The organism is Mesosutterella multiformis, from assembly GCF_003402575.1.
Lineage (GTDB): Bacteria > Pseudomonadota > Gammaproteobacteria > Burkholderiales > Burkholderiaceae_F > Mesosutterella > Mesosutterella multiformis.
In genome coordinates, this window is sequence record NZ_BGZJ01000002.1 from 513843 (window position 1) to 537978 (window position 24136).

Here is a 24136-nt window from a genome sequence, read left to right on the forward strand (position 1 = left end):
TCATAAAAGAAAAAGCATCATGTCTATCCGTTGCTTACACCCCTCAGGCCGCGTCCGCCGGAAGCCCTTCTGGCTCTGGGTTATTACCTTCTGAGTACTTGGCGGCATCGTCACCGCGGTGTTTTCTGACACCATCACGGAGATTTCGTCCGGTCTCGCGTATTCCCAGGTAAATGGCGGCTTCAGTTTCCTCATCTGCTACGCGCTGCTCTATATCGCGAATTTCTTCATTCATATCCAGCGCCTGCATGACGCGGGACACTCGGGCTGGTGGATGCTTTTCTTCTTCCTTTTCATGATGCTTTTCACGGTCATCATCGGGCTCCTTCCCTCCGAGCATCAGGATAACCACTACGGTCCTGACACCGACGCGAACGGCCGGTATCTCGGCTGATCGCGGATCTGGATCCCAGGCGAAGCGCCTTCTCTCCTGAAGGCGCTTTTTTGTTGCCGGTCATCCGCCTTCCCTTCCGCCCTTCCCTATCCAGCCAAAGCGATTATTTTTGTAAAACTCATTATCTGGATGCTATATACCCGGCTTCTCGCGTTATCATTCTTTATGTAATGGAGATAAGAACTTAAACGGGAATTCAGTATCCGGATTGCCGCCCTGGTTCTGCGAATCACGCTTTTTTAAGGAAACGCGCCATGGCTAAAACAAGCATCACTCAGAAAATCCGCTGCTTCACGCCTCGGGGCCGCATGAGACGGGCCCCCTACTGGCTCTGGAACATCTGCGTCGGCGCGTACTACGGTCTCATGACCTTTATCTGGCTCGCGTATCTCTATTGGCTGAATAACAGCGTGCCGGCGGGGTCTGAGAATATGGACGCGGGGCTCGTCTGGTGGCTTCTCGTTCTGATCCCAGGCGTCGTCTGCTCGGTCTTCCTTCTGATCCAGCGCGTGCACGATATCGGGATTTCCGGCTGGTGGCTCCTTCCGATCTGGATCGCGGTCGCGGTGATCGGCTGCGTCATTCCGCTCTGGATTCCGAGCACCATCGGAACGCTCGCGATCGGCTTCTGGCCGCCGCAGGCCAAAGATAACAAGTTCGGACCGAATTCGAACGCGAATGGAGCGTTTATCTACCGGCTGCCGGACGACGGGAAGCCCGACCCTTCCAAAGCCGCCGCCTGATCCGCTACACTGCCTGAGAGACCCCGTCTTTCAGGCATTTTTTCTTTTTGGCTTAAGGAGTTAACCATGGCTTCCGACCGCCGTATCAGAGATTTCCGCTGTTTCACGTTTAAGGGCCGCATGAGACGGAAGCCCTTCTGGTTCTGGCTCCTTCCGTATTTCCTTACGTGCTGCGTCCTCGGGGCGCTGCTCGCGCTGACATTCATCGCGGCGGATTCCAGCGCGGCGCTCAGCATCTTTTTACTGATCGTCTTCTTCGCGGGACTCGTCGGAACCGTAATCGCCTGCTACGCAATTTTCTTTCAGCGGCTGCATGACATTGGGCTCTCCGGCTGGTGGGCGATCGCCATGATGGTTTTCGGCGTGATCTGCGCGGTTGTGGATTCAGTCTTCGACACCGGCGTTTTCTCGGCGCTTGACTCAATCGTGAATCTGATCTTCCTCCTCGCGCTTGGAATTCTGCCTTCTCAGCCTGAAGAAAATAAATACGGGCCGAACAGCGAGGCGAACGGCGTCTTTCTCTATCAGCCAAAAGCCCCGGCACCGGCGGATGAAGTGGCGATCACTCATTAACCGGAGATCGATTTCGTCGTCATTACTATTTTTCCAAAAATCGTTCGTTACTCAAAGCGGAACGCCTTCTCGATAAAGAAGGCGTTTTTGTTTACCTATTGTTTTTATTCAGTTTCAGCGTTATCTGAAAAATTGCGTATTGATTCTCTTATAAGTTATTTATATACTTACAAAAATAACACTATAAAGTTATGCAAAAAGAATTGTTGCACCTAGTGTCTTCACATTTACTTCATAGTTCTTTAGAGAGATTAAAACCATGACTGATAAGAAAAATTTTCGCAACCTCCGTTGCTTCACCTGGCGAGGACGGATGAGACGTCTCCCTTATTTTATATGGGGGATCTGCCTCACCGCTCTGATGTTCGCCATTGGTTATATCCTTCCTCTCGCTATCATTGTTGGCTTAAATCTTGATGCTGGTTCAGGGAGAACTGCCCAGTTAATGCTCTGCTTCAGCTTACCGGTAACCATTCTCTTTTCTATATTTACATTTTTCACTCTCATTCAAAGGCTGCACGATATTGGTATCTCTGGGTGGTGGATTTTATTAATCCTTTTTGTTTACAGCTTGATTTCCGTCGGTTTCCGGGACGTCGGCGAAATTGTGGTCGCAGTAATTGGTCTCGTGATCATGCTTTGGCCTTCTGACTCTAAGGACAACAAGTTCGGGATCAACGTTCCTGAAAACGGGGCTTTTTTCTTTAAGCCGGAACCGAAGCCCATGGGCCAGCCTTAAGGAAATCTCATTCAACCGTCGGCTGATATCCGCAATTCAAAATTCGGCATTGAAAAACAAGCTGAAAGACGCCTTTCCCGATCCAGCAAATGCGGATTCTCAGCCGACATCTCCCACGGCTCAATATCCCCCCTGATAAGCCGCGGGAGATTCACGGATCCGGTCTAAACTTCACCCTGATATGCCCCTGAAGTCAGCGGGAAGCGCTGGTAGCTTCCCAATCAAGGTTTCAGGAATACATAAACGCTTAACTCCTGGAGGAGACTCTCGAATGAAGAAGCTTGGCCTCATCGGCGGCGTCGGACCGGAATCCACCGTTCCTTATTACAAAGGCATTGTTTTCGGCGTGAAGGACCGCGTCGGACACGACTTTTTCCCGCGGATCACGATTGAAAGCATGAGCTGCTTTGATGTCGTGCCGATGAGTGTCGCGGGGAAGAAGCAGGAACTCGTGGACTATTTCCTTGACGGGATCAAATCGCTTGCCGCCGCGGGATGCGACTTCGCGGCGCTCTCCTGCTACACCGGGCACATGGTGTTTGAGGAACTTGAGAAAGTGTCCCCGATTCCGCTTGTCAGCATCGTCGAAGCGACGCTCGATGAAGCGAAGAAGCGCGGCTACAAGCGGGTTCTGCTCCTCGGCACCAAGGCGACGATGGAGGATGGGTTCTTCCAGAAACCGTTCCTTCGGGATGGGGTTGACGTGGTGACGCCGGACGCCGCGACCCGCGACTGGGTGGCGGACCACATCATGAATGAGCTCGAGCAGGGGATTGTGAAGGACGACACCGCGGCCGCGTTCCGTGAGATTGCCCTCTCTCTTATGCGTCAGCATGACGCGGACGCTCTGGTTCTCGGTTGCACGGAACTCCCGATGGTGTTCTCAAAGTACCCCGACATTCCGCAGCTCGACGGGGTCCAGATCCACGTGAACGCCCTTGTTGACCGGATCCTTTCTGACTAAGAGTTATCTCTCTTTTAACACGCTTTTCAGCAGGTTACCGAGGCCTGAAGAACCCGTTTCTTCAGGCCTTTTCTTCGACTGTTTACCGTAACAGACATAAAGCGCTGCCCCCGGTAATTGCACAGAATCCGGTTTTCCTTATATTTTTCAGGGTACTTGCGCACTAACTAACTGTTCAATAGAATAATTACCGGACTTTCGGGCGGTTTTCCGTTCTCCGCCACTCTCCCTCATCCGAATGGGGGAAATATCCACATTTCCTGTGAAGAAGTGTAATTTTTATTTTTCCAAACCATTGGAAACATTGAACTTTTGCACAGTGCCTAATTTTTAGGCAGAACCCCTATGGCATTTTTCGCAATTCGGGTTATGCTGTTCAAAGACTTGGGTATTTCATAACAGACATATACCCGGCGCTGGAAGCCCTAAAGACAGATTCGCGCTTATACACCAAAACGGCATTCATTGACGAGCATAAAAAAGGGGATTTATCCCTATTTTCCACTGCCATTTTCCGCTTCCCTGCTTTTTAAGATACTCAGGTATCTGCTTCTCTTGCATTTATAGAAACTTCACGGAAAACATGAAACTCGAAGACTTCTCCTTTCGCCTTGGCAATAAGGAACTTAAGCCGCTCATCATCGGCGGCATGGGCGTGAACATTTCGACCCGCGAAATGGCCCTTGAAGCGGCGAGACTCGGCGGCATCGGACACATCTCCGACGCTATGCTCCCCTCTGTCTGCGACAAGATCCTCGGGACGAACTTCACCTCGAAGAAGGCGAAGGCTCAGCGGATCTATATGAATTCGATCGATAAGAGCCAGGACGTCATTTCAAGCGAGATGCTGCGCGAAGCGGCTCTCCTCTACACGCGTCCGATCATGGAACAGAAGAAGGGTGACGGCCTCGTCTTTGTGAACTGCATGGAGAAGCTCACGATGAACGATCCCCTCCGCACCCTGAAGGCTCGTCTGAACGCCCTGATGGATGCCGGTATCGACGGCATTACGCTCGGTGCGGGGCTTCATATGGCGTCCCTCTCCCTCATGGAAGATAACCCCCGCTTCCGCGACGTGAAGATCGGTATCATGGTGTCTTCGGTCCGCGCTCTGAAGCTCTTCCTTCGCCGCGCGACGAAGCATAACCGCATGCCGGATTATGTGATCGTGGAAGGTCCGCTCGCGGGCGGCCACCTGGGCTTTGGCATGGACTGGGCGAACTATTCCCTCATGCCGATCTTCAAGGAAGTGAAGGAATTCCTCGCGAACGAAGGTCACCCGGATATCCCCGTGATCGCGGCGGGCGGCATCTTCACAGGAAGCGACGCCGTTGAATTCATGAAGGCCGGCGCTGCCGCCGTTCAGGTGGCGACCCGCTTCACCGTGGCTCAGGAATCCGGTCTCCCGCATGACGTGAAGCAGGCTTACTTCAACGCGAAGCCTGAGGATATCGAAGTGAACACCATTTCGACCACCGGCTACCCGATGCGCATGCTGAAGTACTCGCCCGCGATCGGCTCCGCCGTCCGTCCGAACTGCGAAACCTACGGCTACCTTCTTGAAGAAGGCAAGTGCTCTTACCTCACCGCGTGGCTCGACGCCGCGGGCGGCACCTTTGACGGTCCCACCCCGAAGTGCGTTCAGAGCAAGACCTGCCTCTGCACCCAGATGCGTAACTTCAAGGTCTGGACCTGCGGCGCGAAGGCGAGCCGGCTGCACGAGACGTCGGTCCGCGGTTCTGATGGTCTCTGGGTCGAACCCTCCACCGAACACATCTTCAATGACTATATGAAGAGCGAGAACGGTGAGATCGCGGTCCCGTCCCTGAAGGACCAAGCGGTTCCCGCCTAATCGACTGAAACCCCGGGCAGCGTCACCGCGGCCCGGCGTATTTCCAGAATCCAAAAAGCATCGCCAGAAGGAAAAACCTTCTGGCGACTTTTTTATGTGTGTTCCGAAAGATCCCCGGAAGGAGATCTTTACCCCCTCTCAGGCGCGTTCCGGCTCATCGAGAATCCACCGGCCGTACTTCCCGCCCACCTTCCGGATCCAGTGCGTCACGCCGAGATAGAGGCAGAAAGACGCGAAAATCGCGAGCGCGCAGACGAGGAACGCGAGCACCACGCCCTGAGTCCCCGCGACCCAGTCCTTCGGCACATACTGAAGCGGACCATCCGGCGCGAAGAGGTAGTGAAGGACAAAGCGCCACACGGCGACAATAATGAGAACCGCGACGATCGATGCCCCGTAATCCAGAAATTTCTTCATAGGAATCACTCCTATATCAACCTGCTGTTATCTCAATGGTAGTTCCGGAAGAGAGAACACGGGAGACTGAAGAGAGGATCGGACCTCAGTGCTTCTTATCGTCCTTCTTTCCATCCTTATCTTTTTTGTCACCCTTTTTGCTGTCGTCCTTCTTTTCTTCCTTCTGGACTTCCTCGATCTCCTTCACCGCCTCCACGAGCGCGTGCGCCTCAGCCGGTGCGGCATCCTTCGCGATCACCTGTGAGATCACTTTCTTTTCGACCGTCTTGCTGTCGAGATTCAGGTCTTTCGCAAGCGTGAGGAGGTTGCGGAGTTCGCCGAGCTTCGCCTTCGTTTCGTCTGAAAGCGGCGGGAACTTCGGGTTCATCGCTTCAAGCGTCTGTTCAACGATCGTCCCGACCACGTAGCGGAGATACCACTTGTTATCCGCCGGCACGATGTACCAGGGGGAATGTTCCGTCGTGGTTTCTTCGATCGTTTCCGCGTAGAGCTTCTGATACTCAGGCCAGTAGCGGCGTTCCTCGAGGTCAGAAAGCGAGAACTTGTAGTGCTTCTCTTCGTTAAAGAGCCGGTCCGTGAGCCGCTTCTGCTGCTCATCCTTCGACACGTGAAGGAAGATCTTCACCATGCGGAAGGCGTTCTGCCGGAGATACTTTTCCCAGTTCCGGATCTGATCGAAGCGTTCGTCCCAGAGGTGCTCGTCGTTTTTGATTTCGTCGGGCAGCTGGCGGTCTTTGATGTAGTTGTGGAGCCTTACAGTGACGACGTCCTCATAGTGAGACCGGTTGAAGACCCCGATCATGCCGCGGGGCGGGAGCGCACGGTTCACACGCCAGAGGTAATCGTGATCCTTCTCGATCACGGTCGGAGCCTTGAAGGACGCGATCCACATGCCAGCGGGGTCGACTTCCGTAAAGACGTGACGCACGGTGCTGTCTTTCCCCGCCGCGTCCATTCCCTGCAGGACGAGGATGATTGACTGCTTATTCTCAGCCCAGAGCTTTTCCTGCAGCGACTCCAGGTGACTCTTCAGAGCCGGGAAAAGCGTGTTTTCCACTTCGTTCTTATCCGCCTTTGGATCCGCCTTGGTGCTGATCGCGGCAAGATCCACTTTGTCGCCTGGCTTCACCCGGAATTTCTCGATATCTAGCTTCATGCTTTGACTCCAATAGCGGTGCGGAAAAAAATATCCTGATTCCTATAGGTTACCGCCGCCCGGGCGGCGCTGCGTACCTTTCCGCCATACGTTCACAAAAAATTTCCTTTTCTTTTGAATCGGATTTCCTGTCGGACGGAAAATCTTTCGCAAGCATCCCCAAAAAATAGGACCAAAGTCCTTCCAGACTCTCCAAATCTTTCTATACTGCAAGCCCACTCAATGATTTCTACAAAGCGTAATGGCCGTGAGTCTCATCCGGCCTCAGATAATGGATACAGAAAATAAAAATTCCGGCGGCATCCGTCCCTGGCTGCCGCTTCTATCGCTTGCGTGCGCGGTATTCGCTTTTAATTCCTCTGAACTGATGCCGATCGGTCTTCTGATCGACATCGCGAAGGACTTTGAGATCCCGGTCGCGAAGGCGGGGCTTCTCATCACGTTCTATGCCTGGGTGGTGGCGCTGATGTCGCTGCCTCTCATGGTGCTCTGCTCCCGGATGGCTTATCGGAAACTGCTTCTAGGCGTACTGCTCCTCTTCGCGGTGAGCCACGTGGGAAGCGCGCTTTCGACCCAATACTGGATGCTGATGGCAAGCCGAATCGGTGTTGCCTGCGCGCATTCGGTCTTCTGGGCGATCGCGCCTCCGATGGCGGTGAAGATTGTGCCGGAAGGAAAGCGCGCTCTCGCGCTCTCTGTCGTCGCCGCGAGCACCTCAACCGCCCTCATCTGCGGCCTGCCGCTAGGCCGCGCGGTGGGACTCCTGCTTGGCTGGAGGTGGACCTTCGGGATCGTCGCGGTTCTCGCTTTCCTCATTTTCGCGTTCCAGCTGAGAGTCATGCCGAACGTCCCGAACACGAGCTACATCGCGCCGCAGAAGATTCCGGGCGTCCTGAAGCAGCCCGTGCTGATCGCGACTTTCGCGGTCACCGCGCTCACCGTCACGGCGCAGTTCTGCGGCTACAGCTACGTGGAGCCGTTCCTCAAGATCAAGGCCGGGATGCCGGACTCGATGGTGACCTGGGTGCTCGTGCTTTATGGCGTCGCCGGCATTCTCTCGAGCATCCTTTATACGAAGCTCTACGATAAGCACCATAAGCCGTTCCTCTACTTCGCGGTCTGCGGCATCGGCGCGGCGCTCTTTATGCTTTACCCCGCCTCCTGGTTCATTCCGGCGACGATCGCGGTCTGCGCTTTCTGGGGTATCGCGATTATGACCTTCAACCTCGTGCTGCAGTCGCTCGTGATTGAAGTGGCGCCGCCCGCGGCGGTCACGATCGCTATGGCGACCTATTCCGGGATCTATAACCTCGGGATTGGGTCGGGAGCCTTTATCGGCGGCCTTGTGGAGCGCTCAATCGGCGTGCAGTTCACGACGCTCGCCGGGTTCCTCGTGTCGCTTGTCGCGGCAGCGGTGTTCTTTAAGAAGCTCCTTCCGAATGTCATGGGGCTGCTGAAGAAAGAAGCCTGATCGGAATCCCCGGATTCCCCAAAACAAACGCCTGAGGTCTCCAAAGATCTCAGGCGTTTTCGTTTGGATGGATGGAGGAACAGCGTCCTCCAGATCCAGATCTTTTTAGGCGAGGCTCTCCAGCATCGAGGCGGCGTCATCAGACCCCAGGTCCGCGGCCTTCTTCACGAGCGCCTTCCCCTTCTCGCGGTCCAGCGCGATCACGGTGCCTGAGAGATAAGCGAGCCCGAAGTTCAGCGTCCCGTAGGGGTCGTTCGCCTCAGCGGCTTTCTCGAGGAACGGGATACCGTCCTTCTTCATCTCGTCCCCAAGCTTCCCGTTCACAAGGAGGCTATCGGAAATTCGCGCAAGAAAACTACGAGACCACAATCGTGCCCCAAAACAAAGGAGGAAGTGATTCCTATACCAAAATAGATGTAATGAAATTTCCGTTACCTGTAATTTCTATAGATGTCTATGTTATTACAAGTAATTCATCGGTGAATTATCAAATCAAGTGCAAAGTTACTGAATAAAAGACTTCAGCCGGACACTTCCAATTGAGACGTTTTCTGGGTCTGAAATTCAGAGCATTGAACCGTTTCTGAACTTCTGCCTGAGAAATTTTATCGATACTCATTCCTTTTGGGAAAAAGTCTCTAAGAAGTCCGTTTGTATTTTCATTACTTCCTTTCTCCCATGGATGATGAGGCAAGCAGAAATACACTTTGGTTCTGAGATCTTTCTCCAGTTTTTCAGCCCAGAAAAATTCTTTTCCGCGATCTACGGTAATCGTACGCAGATCCTTATCTGACAGAGATTTCTCAATTACGGCAGACACATCGGCCGCAGTCTTGGAAGCGGTTTTCCCGCCACAGAGAAAGCCGGACTTCCTATCGACCAGAGTCGTGAGGCAGGCTCCGCCCTTTTTTCCGATGACGGTATCGCCTTCCCAATCCCCCAGGCGAGATCTGTTCTGAGCTTCCAGGGGTCGCTCTTCAATGCTGTGAGTGATCTGGATCTTTCCTCGCCTCTCGGTCATGCCTTTACGGTGACGCGTTTTACCGTGGTGTCGCAGGTGTCGGGACATCTTTCGGCCATCCACAAAGCGATCCAGAAAGCCAGAATTGATTCCTCGGTAGATTGTCGTGGCGCTGATCCTTAGATTCGGCAGCTCCTTTCTGAGACGGTATTGAATCTGCTCCGGAGACCAGAATTTCTTAACCAGCAGATTTGAGACAATCCTTGTCAGCAACGAGTCAGACTTCAGAATGTTTCTCTTTCCGCAATGCTTTCTCTGTCTCTGATATCGGGCCTGCGCGGCACAGGGATCATAAGCAGCTGAAGCCCCATCCTGGGCCGATACAGCCTTGTTTCGCTTCAGTTCGCGGGAGATCGTAGAAACATTTTTCCCAATCGCACATGCAATTTCAGACAGGGATTTGCCTGAAATCGTTAAAGCCGAAATAAATACTCTGTCCCGAAGAGTAAGATGATGATAGTGGCTCATGAGCTCCCTCTATAGTTATCTTGACAATCTCTATTATGGAAGCTTTATGGGCCACTATTCTTTTCTCAGGCTTTGCACTTGAAGTGATAATTCGCCAATTAAATAAACTTCTTTAATGGCAGGACCCGGCAAACAGGCCGCAAAGCGCGGCTCAATATAAGAGCAAAGCCCGAAGGTCAAGAAGACCTCCGGTGCTTTCGTGGTTTTGGGCTGAGGAACGGTATCCTCTTCTTTTTTAGGCGAGGCTCTCCAGCATCGACGCGGCGTCATCAGACCCCAGGTCCGCGGCCTTCTTCACGAGCGCCTTCCCCTTCTCGCGGTCCAGAGCGATCACGGTGCCTGAGAGGTAAGCGAGCCCGAGGTTCAGCGTCCCGTAGGGATCGTTCGCCTCAGCGGCCTTTTCAAGGAACGGGATGCCGTCCTTCTTCATCTCGTCCCCAAGCTTCCCGTTCACAAGCAGGCTCCCGAAGAATCCCATCGCTTCCGGGAATCCGCCCTTAGCGCCTTCCGATATCCAGAAGACACCGAGTTCCGGGTCCGGCGGCACGCCGATCCCATTCAGGTAGCAGAACCCGAGGAGATATTCGCCTTCGGGGTACTTCGCCTGAGCGGCCGCGAAGTACCAGCGGAAGGCGCGCGCCGGATCCTGCTTCACCTGCCAGCCGGTTTCGTACGCCCGTCCGAGCACCACGGCGCATTCAGGGATCCCCTGAAGGGCCGGGGTAAAGAGGGAGGCGAGCTGACGGCGGGTCGCCTCAGGGAGGTCCGCCGGAATGCCGGCATCCGCCGCCTCAGTCTGCGACTGCACGGGCCCCATTTCTTTCAGGAGATCCACGAAAAGCCGGTTCGCCCGGACACCCTCGGATTCTTTAAGCGTCTTCCGGAGCCCGGCAAGAATCGCGCCGGCACGGACGTCGCCCGCGGCTTCAGAAAAGATCGACCAGGCGGCCGCCTTCACGGCGTCCTTCGGGATACCGATCCCGTAAGCGAGCGCCCGGGCGTACCAGTAGCGGGAGTCGAGGTCACCGGCCCGTGCCGCCTTCTGGAAGAGATCTGTCGCCCGCTCAAAATCCTGCGGCACACCATCCCCCGTCGAAAGCGCGATCGCGAGGTTTCGGATTGAGGCCGGGTCACCGGCTTCCTCTGCCCGCTTAAGCCACATCACGGATTCGGGCTCGTTCTTCTCGACCCCGTTCCCTTCCTTCAGCATCCGGGCGTAAAGCGCCATCCCTTTCGGGTAACCGGCTTCGGCTGAGCGCTTGATGAACCCCACGCCCTTCTCTCCGTTCTTCGGAATCCCGATTCCCTGAAGGAACGCGATACCGACCTGGAAAAGCGCCTTCGGGTGACCCGCGTCCGCCGCGGTCTTGAGGAACGTCCATCCTTCCGGGTCCGGGGTTCCGGTCGCGAACCCGGAGATCAGGTTCCAGCCGTACTCCGTCGCGGCGTCCTTATCTCCCGACTCCGCTTTCGCTTTGAGGTCGGAAAGTTCAGATTCAAACGACCGGTTCTCCGCGTCACTCAGGAGCTTCGAGCGGATCGCTTCCGCCGCCGCGTGAATCCGGCGCTTCAGCTCATTCATTTCGTGCTCCTGCGCCTTGCGGTCCAAAACCGCCTTTTCGTTCTCTTCTGCCATCACCGTCCTCCTTCTAAGCCGGGGAAAATCGAGCGGCCGCGGATATGTATTGTTACAGCCGTCAGCGGCTATTTTACGTAGAAATGCCTAGAAGAAACGGGCGGACACAAGTGAGGTGAACTGTTGCTCTTTTCTCACAGCAGTTTGCGTCCCGATCATTAGAGTATTTCTCAACAGAACTTCTGAATCCTTCAGAAGAAGTGATGGAGATAAACATCATGAAACGCCGTGCTCTTCTTGCTATTCTCGCCGCGGCCCCGATCGCGGCCTTCGCGAAGGACCATCGCCCGGGCGACGTCCCTCCGTCTCCTCCCGCAGGCGGCAATCCCCCGCCGCCCCCGCGCCCGAGGAAGCATCATCGTCCGGAGCCGCCGCCTCCCCCGAAGCATCACCATGAGCGGCACCACCGGAAGGATCGTCCGGCGCCCCCGCCCCCGAAGGGACCGAACGGCCCTCAGGGCCCGCAGGGTCCGGGCCCGAAGCGTCCCTGATAGCCTCCCGTAACTTCTGAATGGAAAAAACAGACGGCGGAACTGCCTTTAAAGCGGTTCCGCCGTCTGCGTTTGTCTGGGGGATCTGTAGGACTGTTCTTTACGCCCGGATCAATGTCCCTTCTGAGCGACGATGAGGCCTACAAAGATCGTCACGATGCCGGCGATCGCGAGCGGCGGGAGCGTCTCGTGAAGGAACACCACGGAGAGAAGCACCGTGATCAGCGGCTGTGCGTAGAGGAAGAGAGAGGTCTTCGCGATGCCAAGCGACTCCACAGCGCCCGTCCACGTCGCGTAGCAGAGCGCGGAAGCGAACACGCCAAGGAACGCGAGTCCCATGAAGACTCCCGGATCCGTGAGAGTCGAGAGTGAGATCTTCGACCCGAACCCGATATCAAAGGGCAGCATGATGAGAACGCCGAAGAAGAATGTCCAGGCGGTCATCGGAATGATCTTGAAGCCGCGTTCCGAGAGCTTCCGGCTCACCACGCAGTAGAGCGGCCAGGCGAAACACGCGAGAAAGGCGAGCAGGTCGCCGAGCGGACTCACGGCCCCCAGCTTATCGGTCGCGAGCGTAAGGCACGCCGACCCCGCGACCGCGATCGCGGAACCGATAAAGAACTGGCGCTTCAGCGGCACGTCCCGGAAGAAGAACCACATCACGAGCACATTCGTGATCGGGATCAGGGACACAATAACCCCGACGTTTGCCGCCTGCGTAAAGTAAAGCGCGCAGTTTTCAAGCGTGAAGTAAGCGGCGACACCAGTCGCGCCGGACGCGATGAAGAGCTTCAGGTCGGATCGCTCCTGAATCATCAGCGACTGCCCGGTCGCCTTCGCGACCGCCGCGAGAATCAGAAAGCCGATCGTAAAACGGGTGACCAGAACGTCAATCGCCGTGAGTTCCGACATCACGCCTTTTGTGACGACATAGGTCGCGCCCCAGACCGTGATTGTCGTTAGCGCCATCAGGACGCCGCGTAAAGTCTTTGATTGCATGTCAGTTATTAATTTTCGTTAAGCCAGCCATTATCGCAGATATTGCCCAGGCGCTTCAGATGGCATCCCCTCTCCCGCCTCACCCGCTGTCCCGTCCCCCCATTCAGAGGACTACACTTCAGCGTCTTTCTGTTTTTCACTTGTTTTATCTGCCATGCCGTCCACACCTGCCGTCCGCCGTCCGATTGATCTGCGCGCGTTTCTGATCTGTGTCGCGCTGAGTTTCACCTGGGGCCTGCAGCAGGTCGCAATCAAGGCGGCTGCCCCGAATATCAGCCCGATGCTGCAGGTGGGGATCCGCTCTGGCGTTTCCGCCCTCCTTCTTCTCCTCACAAATCACTTCTGGCTTCACGAAAAGTGGGGGCATGAGGTGAAGCTCCGAGACGCGATTCTGGTGGGTCTCGGTTTTGTCGGTGAATTTTTCTTTGTGTCAGAAGGCCTCCGCTTTACATCCGCCGCCCACATGTCGGTGCTTCTCTACACGTCTCCTTTCTTCGCCGCGATCGGACTCTCAATCAAGCTTCCCGAAGAACGGCTCTCGGTGATTCAGTGGGCAGGGCTCTTAACCGCTTTCCTCGGGATCGCGGTGGCGTTCCTCGTCCCCGCGCTTCTCTCGAAAGAAACACTTGAAGGAAGCGGCTGGATTCTCGGAGACATCCTTGGGCTTGGCTCCGGACTCTCCTGGGGGTTCACGACGATTATGCTCCGGACAACCTCGATGAATAACGCGCCGCCCTCCCTCATGCTTTTCGCGCAGCTCTTCATGGCGTTTGTGATCCTTACGCCGCTCGCGTTTATCACGGGACAGACGACGTTCCACAATTCGCTCGTCGGGTGGTCTAGTCTCCTCTTCCAGGCGGTGATCGTCTCTTACGCGAGTTACCTCGTCTGGAACTTCCTCTTGAAGCAATACCTCGCGGCGCGCCTCGGGGTGCTCGTCTTCATGACCCCGATCTTCGGCGTCATTCTCTCGGTGCTCCTCCTTGGAGAATCGGTCGGCATGCCGTTTGTCTTCGGGTCGCTTCTCGTGCTTGCCGGCCTCCTTCTCATGCAGGCGAAGACAATTCTGCTGGTTAAGAAGCACAGTTCTTAAGAAACTCATCCCCCTGATTCACCAAAAGCTGCCGGAATCTCCGGCAGCTTTTATTTTTTCCGGGAAACAAAAATCTCTGCTTTTTCTCAATCTGGTTCCTGTGTTCAGTTGATCCTGTTCGCTGTATGCCGGACAATAAGGAATCTGCGCCTTCACTGATGGCTATTAGTGCCTATTGCGGCTGAATTCTGCCCCTATCCGGTGTGAATCAATAACCGTAACTCTGCCCTCAGGGAAGCCTGGAGCGGCCGCGACCAAAACCACAGCGTGTTTTGTATTCCTGCCGCCCCTAAACCAAACACTTTTCACGAGGCAGACGTTTTTTTCTGTCTGCGGAGCCGCACCATGGATATTTTCGAGTTCAGAGACCGCGGTGAGTGTCAAATGATCTTTCGCCGAAATTGTTCGTAAAAAAATAGGTTGCAGTGTTTGTTCAAGCAGCCCCCGGCAAACGCTTTTCCTCAAGCTGTCCATTTTCGGGGTTAAGCCATACCCTGCCGATCGGAGTGCAGTTCAGCACGGAATCGCCGATCCAGCGCTCCGGGTGGTTTCTGCGAGCCTCCAGCATCGTTTCCCTGCGTCGGCGCAGCACCTCCGCATCTTCGCAGCGGTAACGCTGTCTGGGTGTAACCATTCGGATGCCGCGATGTCTGTGGTGCTCGTTGTAATGTTCCACAAAACTTTGCACCCATTGTTCAGCTTCCTCGACGCTGTTAAAGCCGTCTCGGGGATACAGGCAATCGCCGCTGTACTTAAGCGTACGGAAAAAGGACTCAGAATACGGGTTGTCGTTACTGACTCGCGGACGGCTGTGCGAGAAGATAATTCCGTTCTTCTCAAGCAAAGCCATAGTGGGCGCGGCTTTCATGCTCGCGCCATTGTCTGAATGCACGACAAGCTGTCCGGGCCTGATTCCATATTTTCTGAAGGCATCTCCGAGAAAGCGCACGGCAAAATCAGCATTGTCTGCGTCGAACACCCTGGCACTCACAACCATACGGCTATAGACGTCGACAATGACGTACGCGTAGTAGAACCTGCCCGTGTAAGTGCTGGAGCGAAGATAGGTGATGTCCCAGGTCCATACTTCATTAGGCTTCTCCGCGCTGTAAGCGGTCGGCCTGCTGCGGAGACGGGCTTTCCGGGTGGGAGCGCGGCGCGCGTTCAATCCCCGCGCTCTGAAAAGACGGTAAAGCGTAGAGAGAGAACACCAGTACTCCTTGTTTTCATCCAGAAGCTTGTAGAAAGCCTGCGTCAGGCTGAGATCGCGCACATCCTCCCGACAGAATCGCTCCACGATCTGCTCCCGCAAATCCTCCGGGATTTGCCGGGAGCTCGTAAAATTGCTCCGGTCGAGCCGTCCATCGCCATCAGGGGCATGCCGCCAGTTTTGCAATGTACGCGGAGTAATTCCAACTGCTTCGCAGGACAGCCTCTGCGACAGTCCCAGCGATTGACCGAAATCGACCAGTGAAATAATTTCCTGACGATCCTGGGCACTGATCAGTTTTCCTTTTCCCCCCAGATCGCCTCGGCTTTTTTTGACAGCATCAGCATCGTCGCAGCATCAGCCAATGCTTTGTCTTTTCTGGAAATTTCCTGAGCCTGTCTTGCGTTTTCCTTCTTGAGCTCGGTAATAGCGGAAGCCTGGGCTTCATGCTGTCTCTTGTCTACGGCATCCGGGTGTTTGCTGAACCATTCGGCCCAGGCGTCCACAGTGGATGCGAGATAGCCGTGTTTACGGCAGTATTGACCGAAGTCAGTCTCGCTCAGGAATGCTTTGGCGTTGACAGCGGTATGGGCTTGCAGGTAGGTCACACCCTTAGGAAGCTTAAGGTCGGCCATGGGCTTGGAAATTCCTGTGTTAGGCAGCGTGACGCAGTCTGATTTCTCTTTTGCCTTCTCGAGCCAGTACCTGATTGTTGATTTGCCTATCGAGTACTGAACGGAGGCTTCAGAGATTCGAAGCTCTTTGCTCAGAATGCGGGCCACGAGGTTATCTATAAACTCCTGCGAATATCGCATGTTTTACCACTCCATGTAAGACTGAAAGAGTGGCGAAAGTTATTTTGACAGATAATGGACCGCTTGATTGAAAGCTACAAATCCTTCAGTCGGAGTTTTACGAAGATTGAATCCGAGGATATCCGGGAGAAAGTGAATGAGGAGCTAAAGGCCTACTGGCCTGAGCCGCTGATTCAGATCAACCCCTGCTACCAGACGGACAGAACCGTTCAGGAGTTCTGTGACCATCACGTGCTGCATCCGGAGTGCGGCGCGATTTTCCGAGATAAACACGGAAAGTCGCTCAGGCTTTATCTCCATCAGGCCCAGGCAATCGAGTTCGCGAGAAAGAAAGAGTCTTACATCGTGACGACCGGCACCGGCTCCGGTAAGTCGCTTGCCTTCTTTATTCCGATCATCAATCGGATCCTTGAAGAAAAAGCGACCGATCCGAAACCTCGCACCCGGGCGATCATCCTCTACCCGATGAACGCGCTCGCGAATTCGCAGAAGGAAGAAATTGAGAAGTTCCTGACGAACCCCGGGCACCCGACGCCGCTCACCGTGGCGCGCTACACGGGGCAGGAAACCGAGGCCGAGCGTGAGGTGCTCCGCACGAATCCGCCGGACATCCTGCTCACGAACTACATGATGCTGGAACTCGTCCTCATGCGTTCTCCCGATCGCCCGATCGTACAGAACTGCGAGGGGCTTGAGTTCCTGGTGCTCGACGAACTCCATACGTATCGCGGCCGTCAGGGCGCCGATGTCGCGCTCCTTGTCCGCCGCCTCCGCTCGCAGCTGAAAGCGGACCACCTGATCTGCATCGGGACGTCCGCCACGATGTCCTCCGCCCCCGAACGGTCTGAACAGAACCGGGCGGTGTCTGAAGTGGCATCGAAGATTTTCGGTACCCGGATTGACGCAAACCACGTCGTGAACGAAACCCTGCAGGGGGTGACGGACGCGGTGGAAGTGGACAAAATCAGCCAGGCGGATCTGCATAGAGAAGTGGTATCCGCAGCGTCTGCCCACCTGAAGCCACTCGACTTTGAGGGCTTCAAGAAGAACCCGCTCGCCGAGTGGCTTGAGCGGAAGCTGAGCATCACGGATCGCTTTACCCGCGCGATGCCGCAGTCAGTCACAACGATTGTGGAGCATCTGTCGGAAGCCGCCGGCACGGACCCTGAAACCACGGAGAAAGCGCTGAAGCACTTCCTCTCTCAGTTCGGAACGGAAAACTCAATCCGAACGCCTGAAGGTCGGAATCCATTCCCCTTCAAGCTCCATCAGTTCATCAGCGGTCCGGGAAAGGTTTATGTGACGCTTGGGGAACCTGGCAAACGCACGATCACGCTTGACGGGCAGACCTCTGTCGCGGATCCCGAGGACTCGAATAAGCGCATTCCGCTTTTCGAAGCTTATTTCTGCCGTGACTGCGGTCAGGAATACATCCCGGTCTGGATTACGCGCACAAACGAAGGCGCGGTCGTGAATGTCAAACCCCGCTCGATGGATGAGATGCGGGCTGGGGATAGCACGAGTTACGGCTACATCTGCCCGGTGACCGAGGGGCAGCTCTTCACGGGCGAAATTACTGATCTCCCGGATGAATGGCTGGATCCGAAAAATTCCGAGCGGGTAAAGACTTCCCGTCGGAAGGATATCCCGCAGCGTCTCACGCTTTCTCCTGAAGGCTTCAGCTCTGGGATCGGCACCGATTTCTGGCTCCTCACGGGAAAATTCAAGATCTGCGTGAACTGCCTTCACACCTATTCCGCAAACGGGCGCGATAAGCACCGCCTCACCGGACTTTCCGGCGAAGGCCGCAGCTCCGCGACCACGATCATCAGCCTTCAGATCCTGCGGCAGCTTTACGACATGCCGCTTTCAGATGACAAACATAAGGCGTTCCGGAAGCTCCTCGGTTTCTCCGATAACCGTCAGGACACGGCGCTCCAGGCGGGGCACTTTAATGACTTCGTGAGCCAATTGATTCTCCGAAGCGGTCTCATCCGGGCGCTCGAAAATGAAACCGAGCCAAAGCGCCTTCCCGAGATCGTGGACGCCATCTGCACGGTGTTCCGCTTTAATGATGAGAAAGACGAAGCCGCGAAACGCGAGTATTTGCTGAAACCAGATACCACAACCGGGCAGCTCCTCACGAAGGCGCTGTCCGCCCTTCGCTTCTCGCTCTCCTTCCAGCTCCTGAATGAACTCCAGGATCGCGGTCTCTATACGAGCCCGAGTCTTGAGCGGCTGCACCTCCTTTCCGTGAGTTACGAGGGGCTGGAGAACTTCTGCAGGGACGGCGCGAATTTCGGCTCGAACGGAGCACTTCTCGAATTGGGGCCCCAGAAACGATTCACGCTTGTTAAGCGGTTCCTGGATGAGGTCCGGCACCGTCTCTGCATCTCGTCGATCTATTTCGATCCGAAGGAGCAGGACACGGCCCGTGCCCGTGAGTACGGTCTTCTCACGCCCCGCTGGAGCTTCTCGTCCCTCTCCCCTGAGTCTCACCATCAGACGGTGGGAACCGCGTTTGTTCTGAATACGAACGACCGGAAAGCCTGGAGCTTCGGGGGCACCGTGAAATTCACGGAGAAGTCGGGCATTATCCCGACACTCGGGAAGCTCGATATCTGGGACGGGATCAAGGACGATACCGGCGCCGTCATCCGCTCTAACCGTCAGGCCATGCATGAACTGCTCGTCGATATGACGAAGGCGCTCTGTCAGGGCGGGTATCTGAAACCGACGCAGACCAAAGAAGGCACTTACTATCAGCTTGTCGACAGCTGCGTCCTCTGGAGCAAGTCGAAGGAACCGACAGACGAAAAGTTCAATTCCTATTACCGTACTCTCTACCTCGATGTCGCGGACACGATGGCGACGGACGGTCAGGCACTTTTTGACTTTGAGGCGGAAGAGCATACCGCTCAGGTATCCGCGGAGGAGCGTCAGGATCTTGAAATCCGATTCCGGGGCGGTCCCGAGGATGAGAAGAAGTGGAATGAGCTCCACGCCGGGGTGCCTTATAAGCGGCTCCCTGTTCTCTACTGCTCACCCACGATGGAACTGGGTATTGATATTTCGGCTCTGAACTACGTCTATATGCGGAATATCCCGCCGACCGCGGCAAACTATGTACAGCGTGCCGGCCGCGCCGGTCGGTCCGGTGATCAAGCGCTCAGTATTAGCTACTGCTCCGCGATGAGCCCGCACGATCAATGGTTCTTCCACAAGCCTGAGCAGATGGTTCAGGGCGTGGTGAAGCCGCCGACAATGGATCTCGGGAACGAGGCCCTTGTCCGAAGCCACATGCATTCCATCTGGATGTCGGCCGCCTGTATCGATCTTCCGATCACGGTGAGCCAGGTACTCGATCTCGCTAAGCCTGAGGACGGCTACCCGGTGAAAGAAGAGATCATGGAGAGCCTCACCGCTCCCCGTGTGACTGAGGACGCCATCGTGTTTGGCAACGCGGTCGCCTCTCAGCTCTCGCTCTCTGAACAATCCTGGTACACGGATACCTATGTGGAATCCGTGATGAAGTCCGCTCCCCGGGAGTTTGAGGCAAGCTTCGATAACTGGCGGGCTCTCTACCGGGCTACGCTTGAGCAGATCCGGCTGGTTAACGAGACTCTGGGGCGCTACGGCATCACGGCTGAAGAGAGGGACAGCGCGAAGAGCCGCTGGCAGGATGCCCAGAAACAGCGGGAGCTCCTTGAGAGCGCCTCACTCACGTCGACCAACAACGATTTCTACACGTATCGGTATCTCGCGAGCCAGGCCTTCCTCCCCGGGTACAACTTCCCGGCGATGCCGCTGCTTGCCTGGATCCCGGACCCGAGCGGATCGAGAAACGATTCCACGGTGATTTCTCGCTCCCGCTTCCTCGGTCTCGCAGAATTCGGTCCCCGGAACGTGATTTATCACCGCGGCCGAATCTATCGGGTAGACCGTCTGAAGATCTCGGTCCAGGCGGGGGGCGCTACGGCGTCCGATAACCTCGCGACTGACTCCGTGATCGTCTGCCCGCACTGCGGCTATGCCCATGTCATGAATGGGACGGTCTATAACGAATGCGAGAACTGTGGGAACGAGCTCCATCAGGAAAACATTATTCAGGGGCTCTACCGCGTCACCATGGTCGAAACAACGGAAATCCAGCGTATTACGACGATTGATGAGAATCGCCAGAATCAGGGTTTCGACATGCAGACGCTCTACCGGTTCGGCGACACGAAGCCTGAACGGACGGAGGTGATGGAAGGGAAGAAGCCGCTCGCGACGATCAGCTACGCGCCGGCCGCCTCTATCTGGCGTGTGAATCTCGGCTGGAAGTACCGCCTGAATCAGAAGACGAAGGGCTTTGTCATCAACCCGCTTACCGGCTACTGGCGGAACGAAGGTCCCGACGCGGAAGAAAAAGAGAACAAGAAAGAGGACAAGGCTCAGAAAAACGCCAAGTCCCAGGTGATCGTCCCCTACGTGACGGATACCCGGAACATCCTTCTCTTTGAGCCGAATGTGGATCTCGGCGAAGGTGAAGACCGCCAGGTCTTCATGGCGACCCTGCAGGCCGCTCTGAAGCGGGCGATTGAGCAGTATTTCGAAATTGAGTCAAACGAAATCTCGATCGAGCCGCTTCCGGGGAATCAGGACCGGAAGAGCCTCCTGATTTACGAAACGGGTGAAGGCGGTGCCGGAATCCTCCGCGAGATCAGCAAGGATCCGAAGACTTACCTTCGGGCTCTCGCGCGCGAAGCGCTTTCCCTTATGCATTACGAGTTTAAGAACGTGAAGCGGCTGAAGGTTGAAGACCTCGTGGATACGAAGGAAAGCTGCGCGGATGGCTGCTACAGCTGCCTTCTCACGTACTTCAATCAGCCGGAGCATGAGCTCATCCATCGGCGCGATCCGAAGGTTCTCGAGTTCCTCGTGGGACTCGCGAATACGGAAGGGACAGCAGCGGCTCCTGAAACCGTGAAACTTTTTCCGACGTCATCAGACAAAAATGGCGAAAGCAATACTCCAATGGGTCACTTCCAGGTCTGGGCCGTCGAATATGGATACCGCGTTCCGGATAAGATTCCGAAGACCTTCAAGGCGCTTGGTCTCAAATTTGACGGTGCTTATACCGACGCCCTCTGCTGCGTGTCGTTCACACCTGTGAGTGATGACGCGCGGGAGAGTCTCGCTGACTTCGGCTGGGATGTACTGGATCTCAGTAACGAGGACAGCTGGGGCACAGTCATGAGCACTCGCCCTGATCTGAAAAGCAGCAACTAAGTTATTTACGGCAGAAAAATATGAGTAATACGTTCCTTCCCGGCAATCTCGTCCAGGCCCGCGGCCGCACCTGGGTTGTTCAGTCTGGTTCTGAAGACGACTGGCTGAAGCTCCGCCCGATCGGAGGCGCCGATGATGAAATCACAGAGCTGATGCCGCAGCTCGAACGGGAACCGGTGGAACTCGCTCAGTTCCCGCTCCCCGATCCGACGAAATTCGGAACGCTTTATTCTTCTGCCGAGCTGCTCTACGACGCGCTCCGCTTCCAGCTTCGAAGCGGCGCCGGTCCCTTCCGGTCTTTCGGCAGTATCGCGGTTGAGCCGCGCTCGTATCAGCTGGTGCCCCTTCTCATGGCAATGCGACAGAAAACTGTGCGCCTGCTGATCGCGGATGACGTCGGTATCGGTAAGACGATTGAGGCCGGGCTCATTGTCCGCGAGATGCTGGACCGCGGCGAAATTACGAAGTTCGCGGTGCTCTGCCCTCCGCATCTTGTGGAGCAGTGGGTGTCAGAGCTTTCCGATCGCTTCAATATTGAGGCGACCGCGCTGACCGGATCTTCCGCGCAGCGGCTGGAACGCCAGGTACCGCATGGTCATACGCTCTCAGACACCTTCCCCGTGCTCGTCGTGAGTCTGGATTACATCAAAAGCGATAAGCACCGCGACTATTTCTACGCGATGAATTTTGACCTCATCGTGGTGGATGAGGCGCATACCTGCGTGAAAGCTGGATCACGGGATAAGCAGCTGCGATTCGACCTGCTCCATAAACTGGCGTCGGATGCTTTCCGCCACATGATCCTTCTCACCGCAACGCCTCACTCCGGTAACGAGGACGGCTTCTATAGCCTTCTCTCGCTGCTGGATGAAAAATTCCTGGGACTGAAAGGGCGTGAAGTGAAGAGTGACGATCCTCTCCGTCAGGATCTCGCTAAACACTTCGTTCAGCGCCGCAGAAAAGATATTGAGGAATGGAAAGTCTCCGGTGCTGACCGTATGACAGGGTTCCCGACCCGTATGACGACAGAACTGAATTACCGGCTGACTGCCAGGTGGGATCAGTTCTTCGCGGATGTTCAGGAATACTGCCAGAAAGTGATTGACCGCGATGGGAAGAAAAATCAGCTGATCTGGTACTCAGTACTGGCTCTCTTCCGCTGCGTGTCATCCTCACCCGCCGCCGCAGTCCAGGCGCTGAATAACCGCCTGAAGAATCAGGAGGGGGATTCGGTTGAGGAAGAGGATTTCATCATCAATGACCTCGATAACGTCGATGAAGGAACAGACTCCGACGTTGAGCCGGCACTCTGGTTTGATGAGTCAGCGGAACTGAATACGCTTCTTGCGGAAGCGAGGACGCTCGCTGGAAGCAAGAACGATCCGAAGATCCGGCTCCTCGCTAAGCACGTGAAGGAACTGCTGGCGGAGGGTTTTAATCCCGTCATCTTCTGCCGCTTTGTCGCAACGGCTCAGTACGTCTACGACGCGCTGAAGGAAGAACTGAAGAAAGAGGATGATGTCGCGATTGGCTGCGTCACGGGCGAACTCGTCCCCGGCGAGCGGGAAGAGCGTGTCAATGATCTCGGCGAAAAAGAGAAGCGCGTACTTGTCGCGACAGACTGCCTCTCTGAAGGTATCAATCTGCAGGATCTTTTCACGGCTGTGGTTCACTATGACCTCGCCTGGAACCCAACCCGCCACGAACAGCGTGAGGGTCGCGTTGACCGTTTCGGTCAGAAGGCAAAGGAAGTCCGCTGCTCGATGATCTACGGCGAAAATAACCCCGTGGACGGCTTCATCCTGAAGGTCATTCTGAGAAAGAGTGAGGAGATCAAGAAGGATCTCGGCGTGATTGTGCCGATCCCGGAAAAGAAGGAAGCGATTGATAAGGCGCTTCTCCGCGCTTCGCTCTTCAGGGATCGGAATGGACAGTTCAATTACGATGATCAGCAGATGTCGCTCTTCACCTCAGAAGACCTCGGTGACATGAATACAGTGTGGACGAACGCACTCGAAAAAATGAAGCAGCAGCGCACTGTGTTTGCCCAGCAGTCTATTCATCCGGAAGATATTTATCCTCTTTGGGAAGCCCAGCAAAAAGCCCTTGGCAGCCACGCGGACGTGGAAAAGTTCTCAAAGTCAGCCTGCGCATCACTCGGCGCTCAGCTTGAGCCTCTGAAGAACAATCGCTACCGTTTCCCGTTGGTGTCGCTGCAGAACAAGTCGCTTGTCGCCCGTTTTGAGGATGAGGGCTTCGAAAATAACGACATCATCGACTTCGACACCCTGCACCGTACCTCTCCCTTCATCAATACCCTCTCTGAAGGTGTTGTCGATGAAGCTCTGAGGGAAGAAAGCCGCCTGATCTCCCGGACAGCTATTGCTCAGACGTCTGAGGTCTCCGCTGTGACCCGTGTATATCTCCTGCGTCTTCGATACCAGATCCGCATTGCCTACCGGAATCAGACAAGACGTTATCTGCTTTCAGAGGAAATCCAGCCGGTTGCAGTGACCGGTATCCGGGATCCCAAATGGGAATCCTCTGAAACCGCTCAGTCGCTTCTTACTCTGAGCGCGAGCGGTAATTTCACGTCTGTTGTGGCGGAGAAGCAGATTCGCTCTGCCATGGACTTTATTGCGTCTCAGAAAGAGGCAATTGAAGTCTTTGCCAAGGAACGTGCGGAGCAGCTGAAAACGGATCACCAGAAGGTAAAGGAATACTCAGCGGAGGGATCCGTCACGGAAGTTGCCCCCTGTCTCCCGATTGATGTCATGGGTGTCTTTGTACTGATGCCTGCTGATGAAGAATGAGATTGAA

Annotated in this window: 19 protein-coding genes; 11 read left to right on the plus strand and 8 right to left on the minus strand. The window is 55.4% G+C overall.

Annotated features, from left to right (window positions below; all coding sequences use genetic code 11):
* Positions 1-118 precede the first annotated feature (118 nt).
* The 6 genes from M4NBBH2_RS10870 (at position 119) to M4NBBH2_RS10895 (ending at position 5265) form a co-directional block, all read left to right on the plus strand.
* Complete coding sequence (locus M4NBBH2_RS10870; RefSeq protein WP_170135164.1) at positions 119-394, plus strand: DUF805 domain-containing protein; 276 nt, start codon at positions 119-121, stop codon at positions 392-394.
* Positions 395-648: 254 nt separating this feature from the next.
* Positions 649-1137 carry a DUF805 domain-containing protein gene (locus tag M4NBBH2_RS10875; RefSeq protein WP_116270986.1) on the plus strand — a complete coding sequence of 163 codons (489 nt, stop codon included), beginning with the start codon at positions 649-651 and terminating at the stop codon, positions 1135-1137.
* 66 nt (positions 1138-1203) lie between these two features.
* Complete coding sequence (locus M4NBBH2_RS10880; protein ID WP_116270987.1) at positions 1204-1710, plus strand: DUF805 domain-containing protein; 507 nt, start codon at positions 1204-1206, stop codon at positions 1708-1710.
* Positions 1711-1969: 259 nt separating this feature from the next.
* Positions 1970-2449: a DUF805 domain-containing protein gene (locus M4NBBH2_RS10885; protein ID WP_116270988.1), complete on the plus strand. Its 480-nt coding sequence runs from the start codon at positions 1970-1972 to the stop codon at positions 2447-2449.
* A 271-nt stretch (positions 2450-2720) separates the two neighbouring features.
* Positions 2721-3413: an aspartate/glutamate racemase family protein gene (locus tag M4NBBH2_RS10890; protein WP_160117789.1), complete on the plus strand. Its 693-nt coding sequence runs from the start codon at positions 2721-2723 to the stop codon at positions 3411-3413.
* Positions 3414-3996: 583 nt separating this feature from the next.
* Positions 3997-5265 carry a nitronate monooxygenase gene (locus M4NBBH2_RS10895; RefSeq protein ID WP_116270990.1) on the plus strand — a complete coding sequence of 423 codons (1269 nt, stop codon included), beginning with the start codon at positions 3997-3999 and terminating at the stop codon, positions 5263-5265.
* A gap of 138 nt (positions 5266-5403) precedes the next feature.
* Here the strand turns inward: M4NBBH2_RS10895 and M4NBBH2_RS10900 are convergent, their stop codons facing one another.
* Both M4NBBH2_RS10900 and M4NBBH2_RS10905 read right to left on the minus strand, forming a co-directional pair.
* Complete coding sequence (locus M4NBBH2_RS10900) at positions 5404-5682, minus strand: hypothetical protein (RefSeq protein WP_022444656.1); 279 nt, start codon at positions 5680-5682, stop codon at positions 5404-5406.
* Between the two features lie 85 nt (positions 5683-5767).
* On the minus strand, positions 5768-6838 hold the full coding sequence (locus M4NBBH2_RS10905) for a PPK2 family polyphosphate kinase (RefSeq protein ID WP_116270991.1): 1071 nt from the start codon (positions 6836-6838) through the stop codon (positions 5768-5770).
* 271 nt (positions 6839-7109) lie between these two features.
* Here M4NBBH2_RS10905 and M4NBBH2_RS10910 point away from each other — a divergent pair, with 271 nt between their 5' ends.
* Positions 7110-8309, plus strand: a complete 1200-nt coding sequence (locus M4NBBH2_RS10910; protein WP_160117790.1) for an MFS transporter — start codon at positions 7110-7112, stop codon at positions 8307-8309.
* Positions 8310-8414: 105 nt separating this feature from the next.
* Here the strand turns inward: M4NBBH2_RS10910 and M4NBBH2_RS10915 are convergent, their stop codons facing one another.
* The 3 genes from M4NBBH2_RS10915 to M4NBBH2_RS10925 all read right to left on the minus strand — a co-directional run bounded on the left by M4NBBH2_RS10915 (position 8415) and on the right by M4NBBH2_RS10925 (position 11434).
* Complete coding sequence (locus M4NBBH2_RS10915; RefSeq protein ID WP_170135165.1) at positions 8415-8633, minus strand: SEL1-like repeat protein; 219 nt, start codon at positions 8631-8633, stop codon at positions 8415-8417.
* A gap of 163 nt (positions 8634-8796) precedes the next feature.
* The gene (locus M4NBBH2_RS10920; protein WP_116270994.1) at positions 8797-9798 is read right to left on the minus strand and encodes an IS30 family transposase; all 1002 of its coding nucleotides are present in this window, start codon (positions 9796-9798) and stop codon (positions 8797-8799) included.
* 235 nt (positions 9799-10033) lie between these two features.
* Positions 10034-11434 carry a tetratricopeptide repeat protein gene (locus M4NBBH2_RS10925; RefSeq protein WP_116270995.1) on the minus strand — a complete coding sequence of 467 codons (1401 nt, stop codon included), beginning with the start codon at positions 11432-11434 and terminating at the stop codon, positions 10034-10036.
* Between the two features lie 218 nt (positions 11435-11652).
* Here M4NBBH2_RS10925 and M4NBBH2_RS10930 point away from each other — a divergent pair, with 218 nt between their 5' ends.
* The gene (locus tag M4NBBH2_RS10930; protein ID WP_118131824.1) at positions 11653-11925 is read left to right on the plus strand and encodes a hypothetical protein; all 273 of its coding nucleotides are present in this window, start codon (positions 11653-11655) and stop codon (positions 11923-11925) included.
* Positions 11926-12036: 111 nt separating this feature from the next.
* Here the strand turns inward: M4NBBH2_RS10930 and M4NBBH2_RS10935 are convergent, their stop codons facing one another.
* Positions 12037-12894 carry a DMT family transporter gene (locus M4NBBH2_RS10935; protein ID WP_170135166.1) on the minus strand — a complete coding sequence of 286 codons (858 nt, stop codon included), beginning with the start codon at positions 12892-12894 and terminating at the stop codon, positions 12037-12039.
* Between the two features lie 184 nt (positions 12895-13078).
* Here M4NBBH2_RS10935 and M4NBBH2_RS10940 point away from each other — a divergent pair, with 184 nt between their 5' ends.
* The gene (locus M4NBBH2_RS10940; RefSeq protein WP_116270998.1) at positions 13079-14017 is read left to right on the plus strand and encodes a DMT family transporter; all 939 of its coding nucleotides are present in this window, start codon (positions 13079-13081) and stop codon (positions 14015-14017) included.
* A gap of 433 nt (positions 14018-14450) precedes the next feature.
* Here the strand turns inward: M4NBBH2_RS10940 and M4NBBH2_RS10945 are convergent, their stop codons facing one another.
* Together M4NBBH2_RS10945 and M4NBBH2_RS10950 are read right to left on the minus strand one after the other, a co-directional pair.
* Positions 14451-15542 (minus strand): IS3 family transposase, encoded by a 1092-nt coding sequence (locus tag M4NBBH2_RS10945; protein WP_116270888.1) that lies wholly within the window; start codon positions 15540-15542, stop codon positions 14451-14453.
* Positions 15521-16042, minus strand: a complete 522-nt coding sequence (locus M4NBBH2_RS10950) for a hypothetical protein (RefSeq protein WP_116269329.1) — start codon at positions 16040-16042, stop codon at positions 15521-15523. The genes M4NBBH2_RS10945 and M4NBBH2_RS10950 overlap by 22 nt, the downstream gene beginning before the upstream one ends.
* A 54-nt stretch (positions 16043-16096) precedes the next feature.
* Here M4NBBH2_RS10950 and M4NBBH2_RS10955 point away from each other — a divergent pair, with 54 nt between their 5' ends.
* Positions 16097-21316 (plus strand): DEAD/DEAH box helicase family protein, encoded by a 5220-nt coding sequence (locus tag M4NBBH2_RS10955; protein ID WP_116270999.1) that lies wholly within the window; start codon positions 16097-16099, stop codon positions 21314-21316.
* A gap of 20 nt (positions 21317-21336) precedes the next feature.
* Entirely contained in the window at positions 21337-24129 is a 2793-nt protein-coding gene (locus tag M4NBBH2_RS10960; RefSeq protein ID WP_116271000.1) for an SNF2-related protein, read from the plus strand.
* The last annotated feature ends 7 nt before the right edge of the window (positions 24130-24136 follow it).

What these genes read in the sequence shown, in the direction of transcription:
- M4NBBH2_RS10910 (WP_160117790.1), top strand. Translation starts at nt 7,110, where the DNA reads ATGGATACAGAAAATAAAAATTCCGGCGGCATCCGTCCCTGGCTGCCG.
- M4NBBH2_RS10875 (WP_116270986.1), top strand. Translation starts at nt 649, where the DNA reads ATGGCTAAAACAAGCATCACTCAGAAAATCCGCTGCTTCACGCCTCGG.
- M4NBBH2_RS10940 (WP_116270998.1), top strand. Translation starts at nt 13,079, where the DNA reads ATGCCGTCCACACCTGCCGTCCGCCGTCCGATTGATCTGCGCGCGTTT.
- M4NBBH2_RS10905 (WP_116270991.1), bottom strand. Translation starts at nt 6,838, where the DNA reads ATGAAGCTAGATATCGAGAAATTCCGGGTGAAGCCAGGCGACAAAGTG.
- M4NBBH2_RS10930 (WP_118131824.1), top strand. Translation starts at nt 11,653, where the DNA reads ATGAAACGCCGTGCTCTTCTTGCTATTCTCGCCGCGGCCCCGATCGCG.
- M4NBBH2_RS10920 (WP_116270994.1), bottom strand. Translation starts at nt 9,798, where the DNA reads ATGAGCCACTATCATCATCTTACTCTTCGGGACAGAGTATTTATTTCG.
- M4NBBH2_RS10925 (WP_116270995.1), bottom strand. Translation starts at nt 11,434, where the DNA reads ATGGCAGAAGAGAACGAAAAGGCGGTTTTGGACCGCAAGGCGCAGGAG.
- M4NBBH2_RS10950 (WP_116269329.1), bottom strand. Translation starts at nt 16,042, where the DNA reads ATGCGATATTCGCAGGAGTTTATAGATAACCTCGTGGCCCGCATTCTG.
- M4NBBH2_RS10900 (WP_022444656.1), bottom strand. Translation starts at nt 5,682, where the DNA reads ATGAAGAAATTTCTGGATTACGGGGCATCGATCGTCGCGGTTCTCATT.
- M4NBBH2_RS10955 (WP_116270999.1), top strand. Translation starts at nt 16,097, where the DNA reads ATGGACCGCTTGATTGAAAGCTACAAATCCTTCAGTCGGAGTTTTACG.
- M4NBBH2_RS10885 (WP_116270988.1), top strand. Translation starts at nt 1,970, where the DNA reads ATGACTGATAAGAAAAATTTTCGCAACCTCCGTTGCTTCACCTGGCGA.
- M4NBBH2_RS10935 (WP_170135166.1), bottom strand. Translation starts at nt 12,894, where the DNA reads ATGGCGCTAACGACAATCACGGTCTGGGGCGCGACCTATGTCGTCACA.
- M4NBBH2_RS10880 (WP_116270987.1), top strand. Translation starts at nt 1,204, where the DNA reads ATGGCTTCCGACCGCCGTATCAGAGATTTCCGCTGTTTCACGTTTAAG.
- M4NBBH2_RS10895 (WP_116270990.1), top strand. Translation starts at nt 3,997, where the DNA reads ATGAAACTCGAAGACTTCTCCTTTCGCCTTGGCAATAAGGAACTTAAG.
- M4NBBH2_RS10890 (WP_160117789.1), top strand. Translation starts at nt 2,721, where the DNA reads ATGAAGAAGCTTGGCCTCATCGGCGGCGTCGGACCGGAATCCACCGTT.
- M4NBBH2_RS10960 (WP_116271000.1), top strand. Translation starts at nt 21,337, where the DNA reads ATGAGTAATACGTTCCTTCCCGGCAATCTCGTCCAGGCCCGCGGCCGC.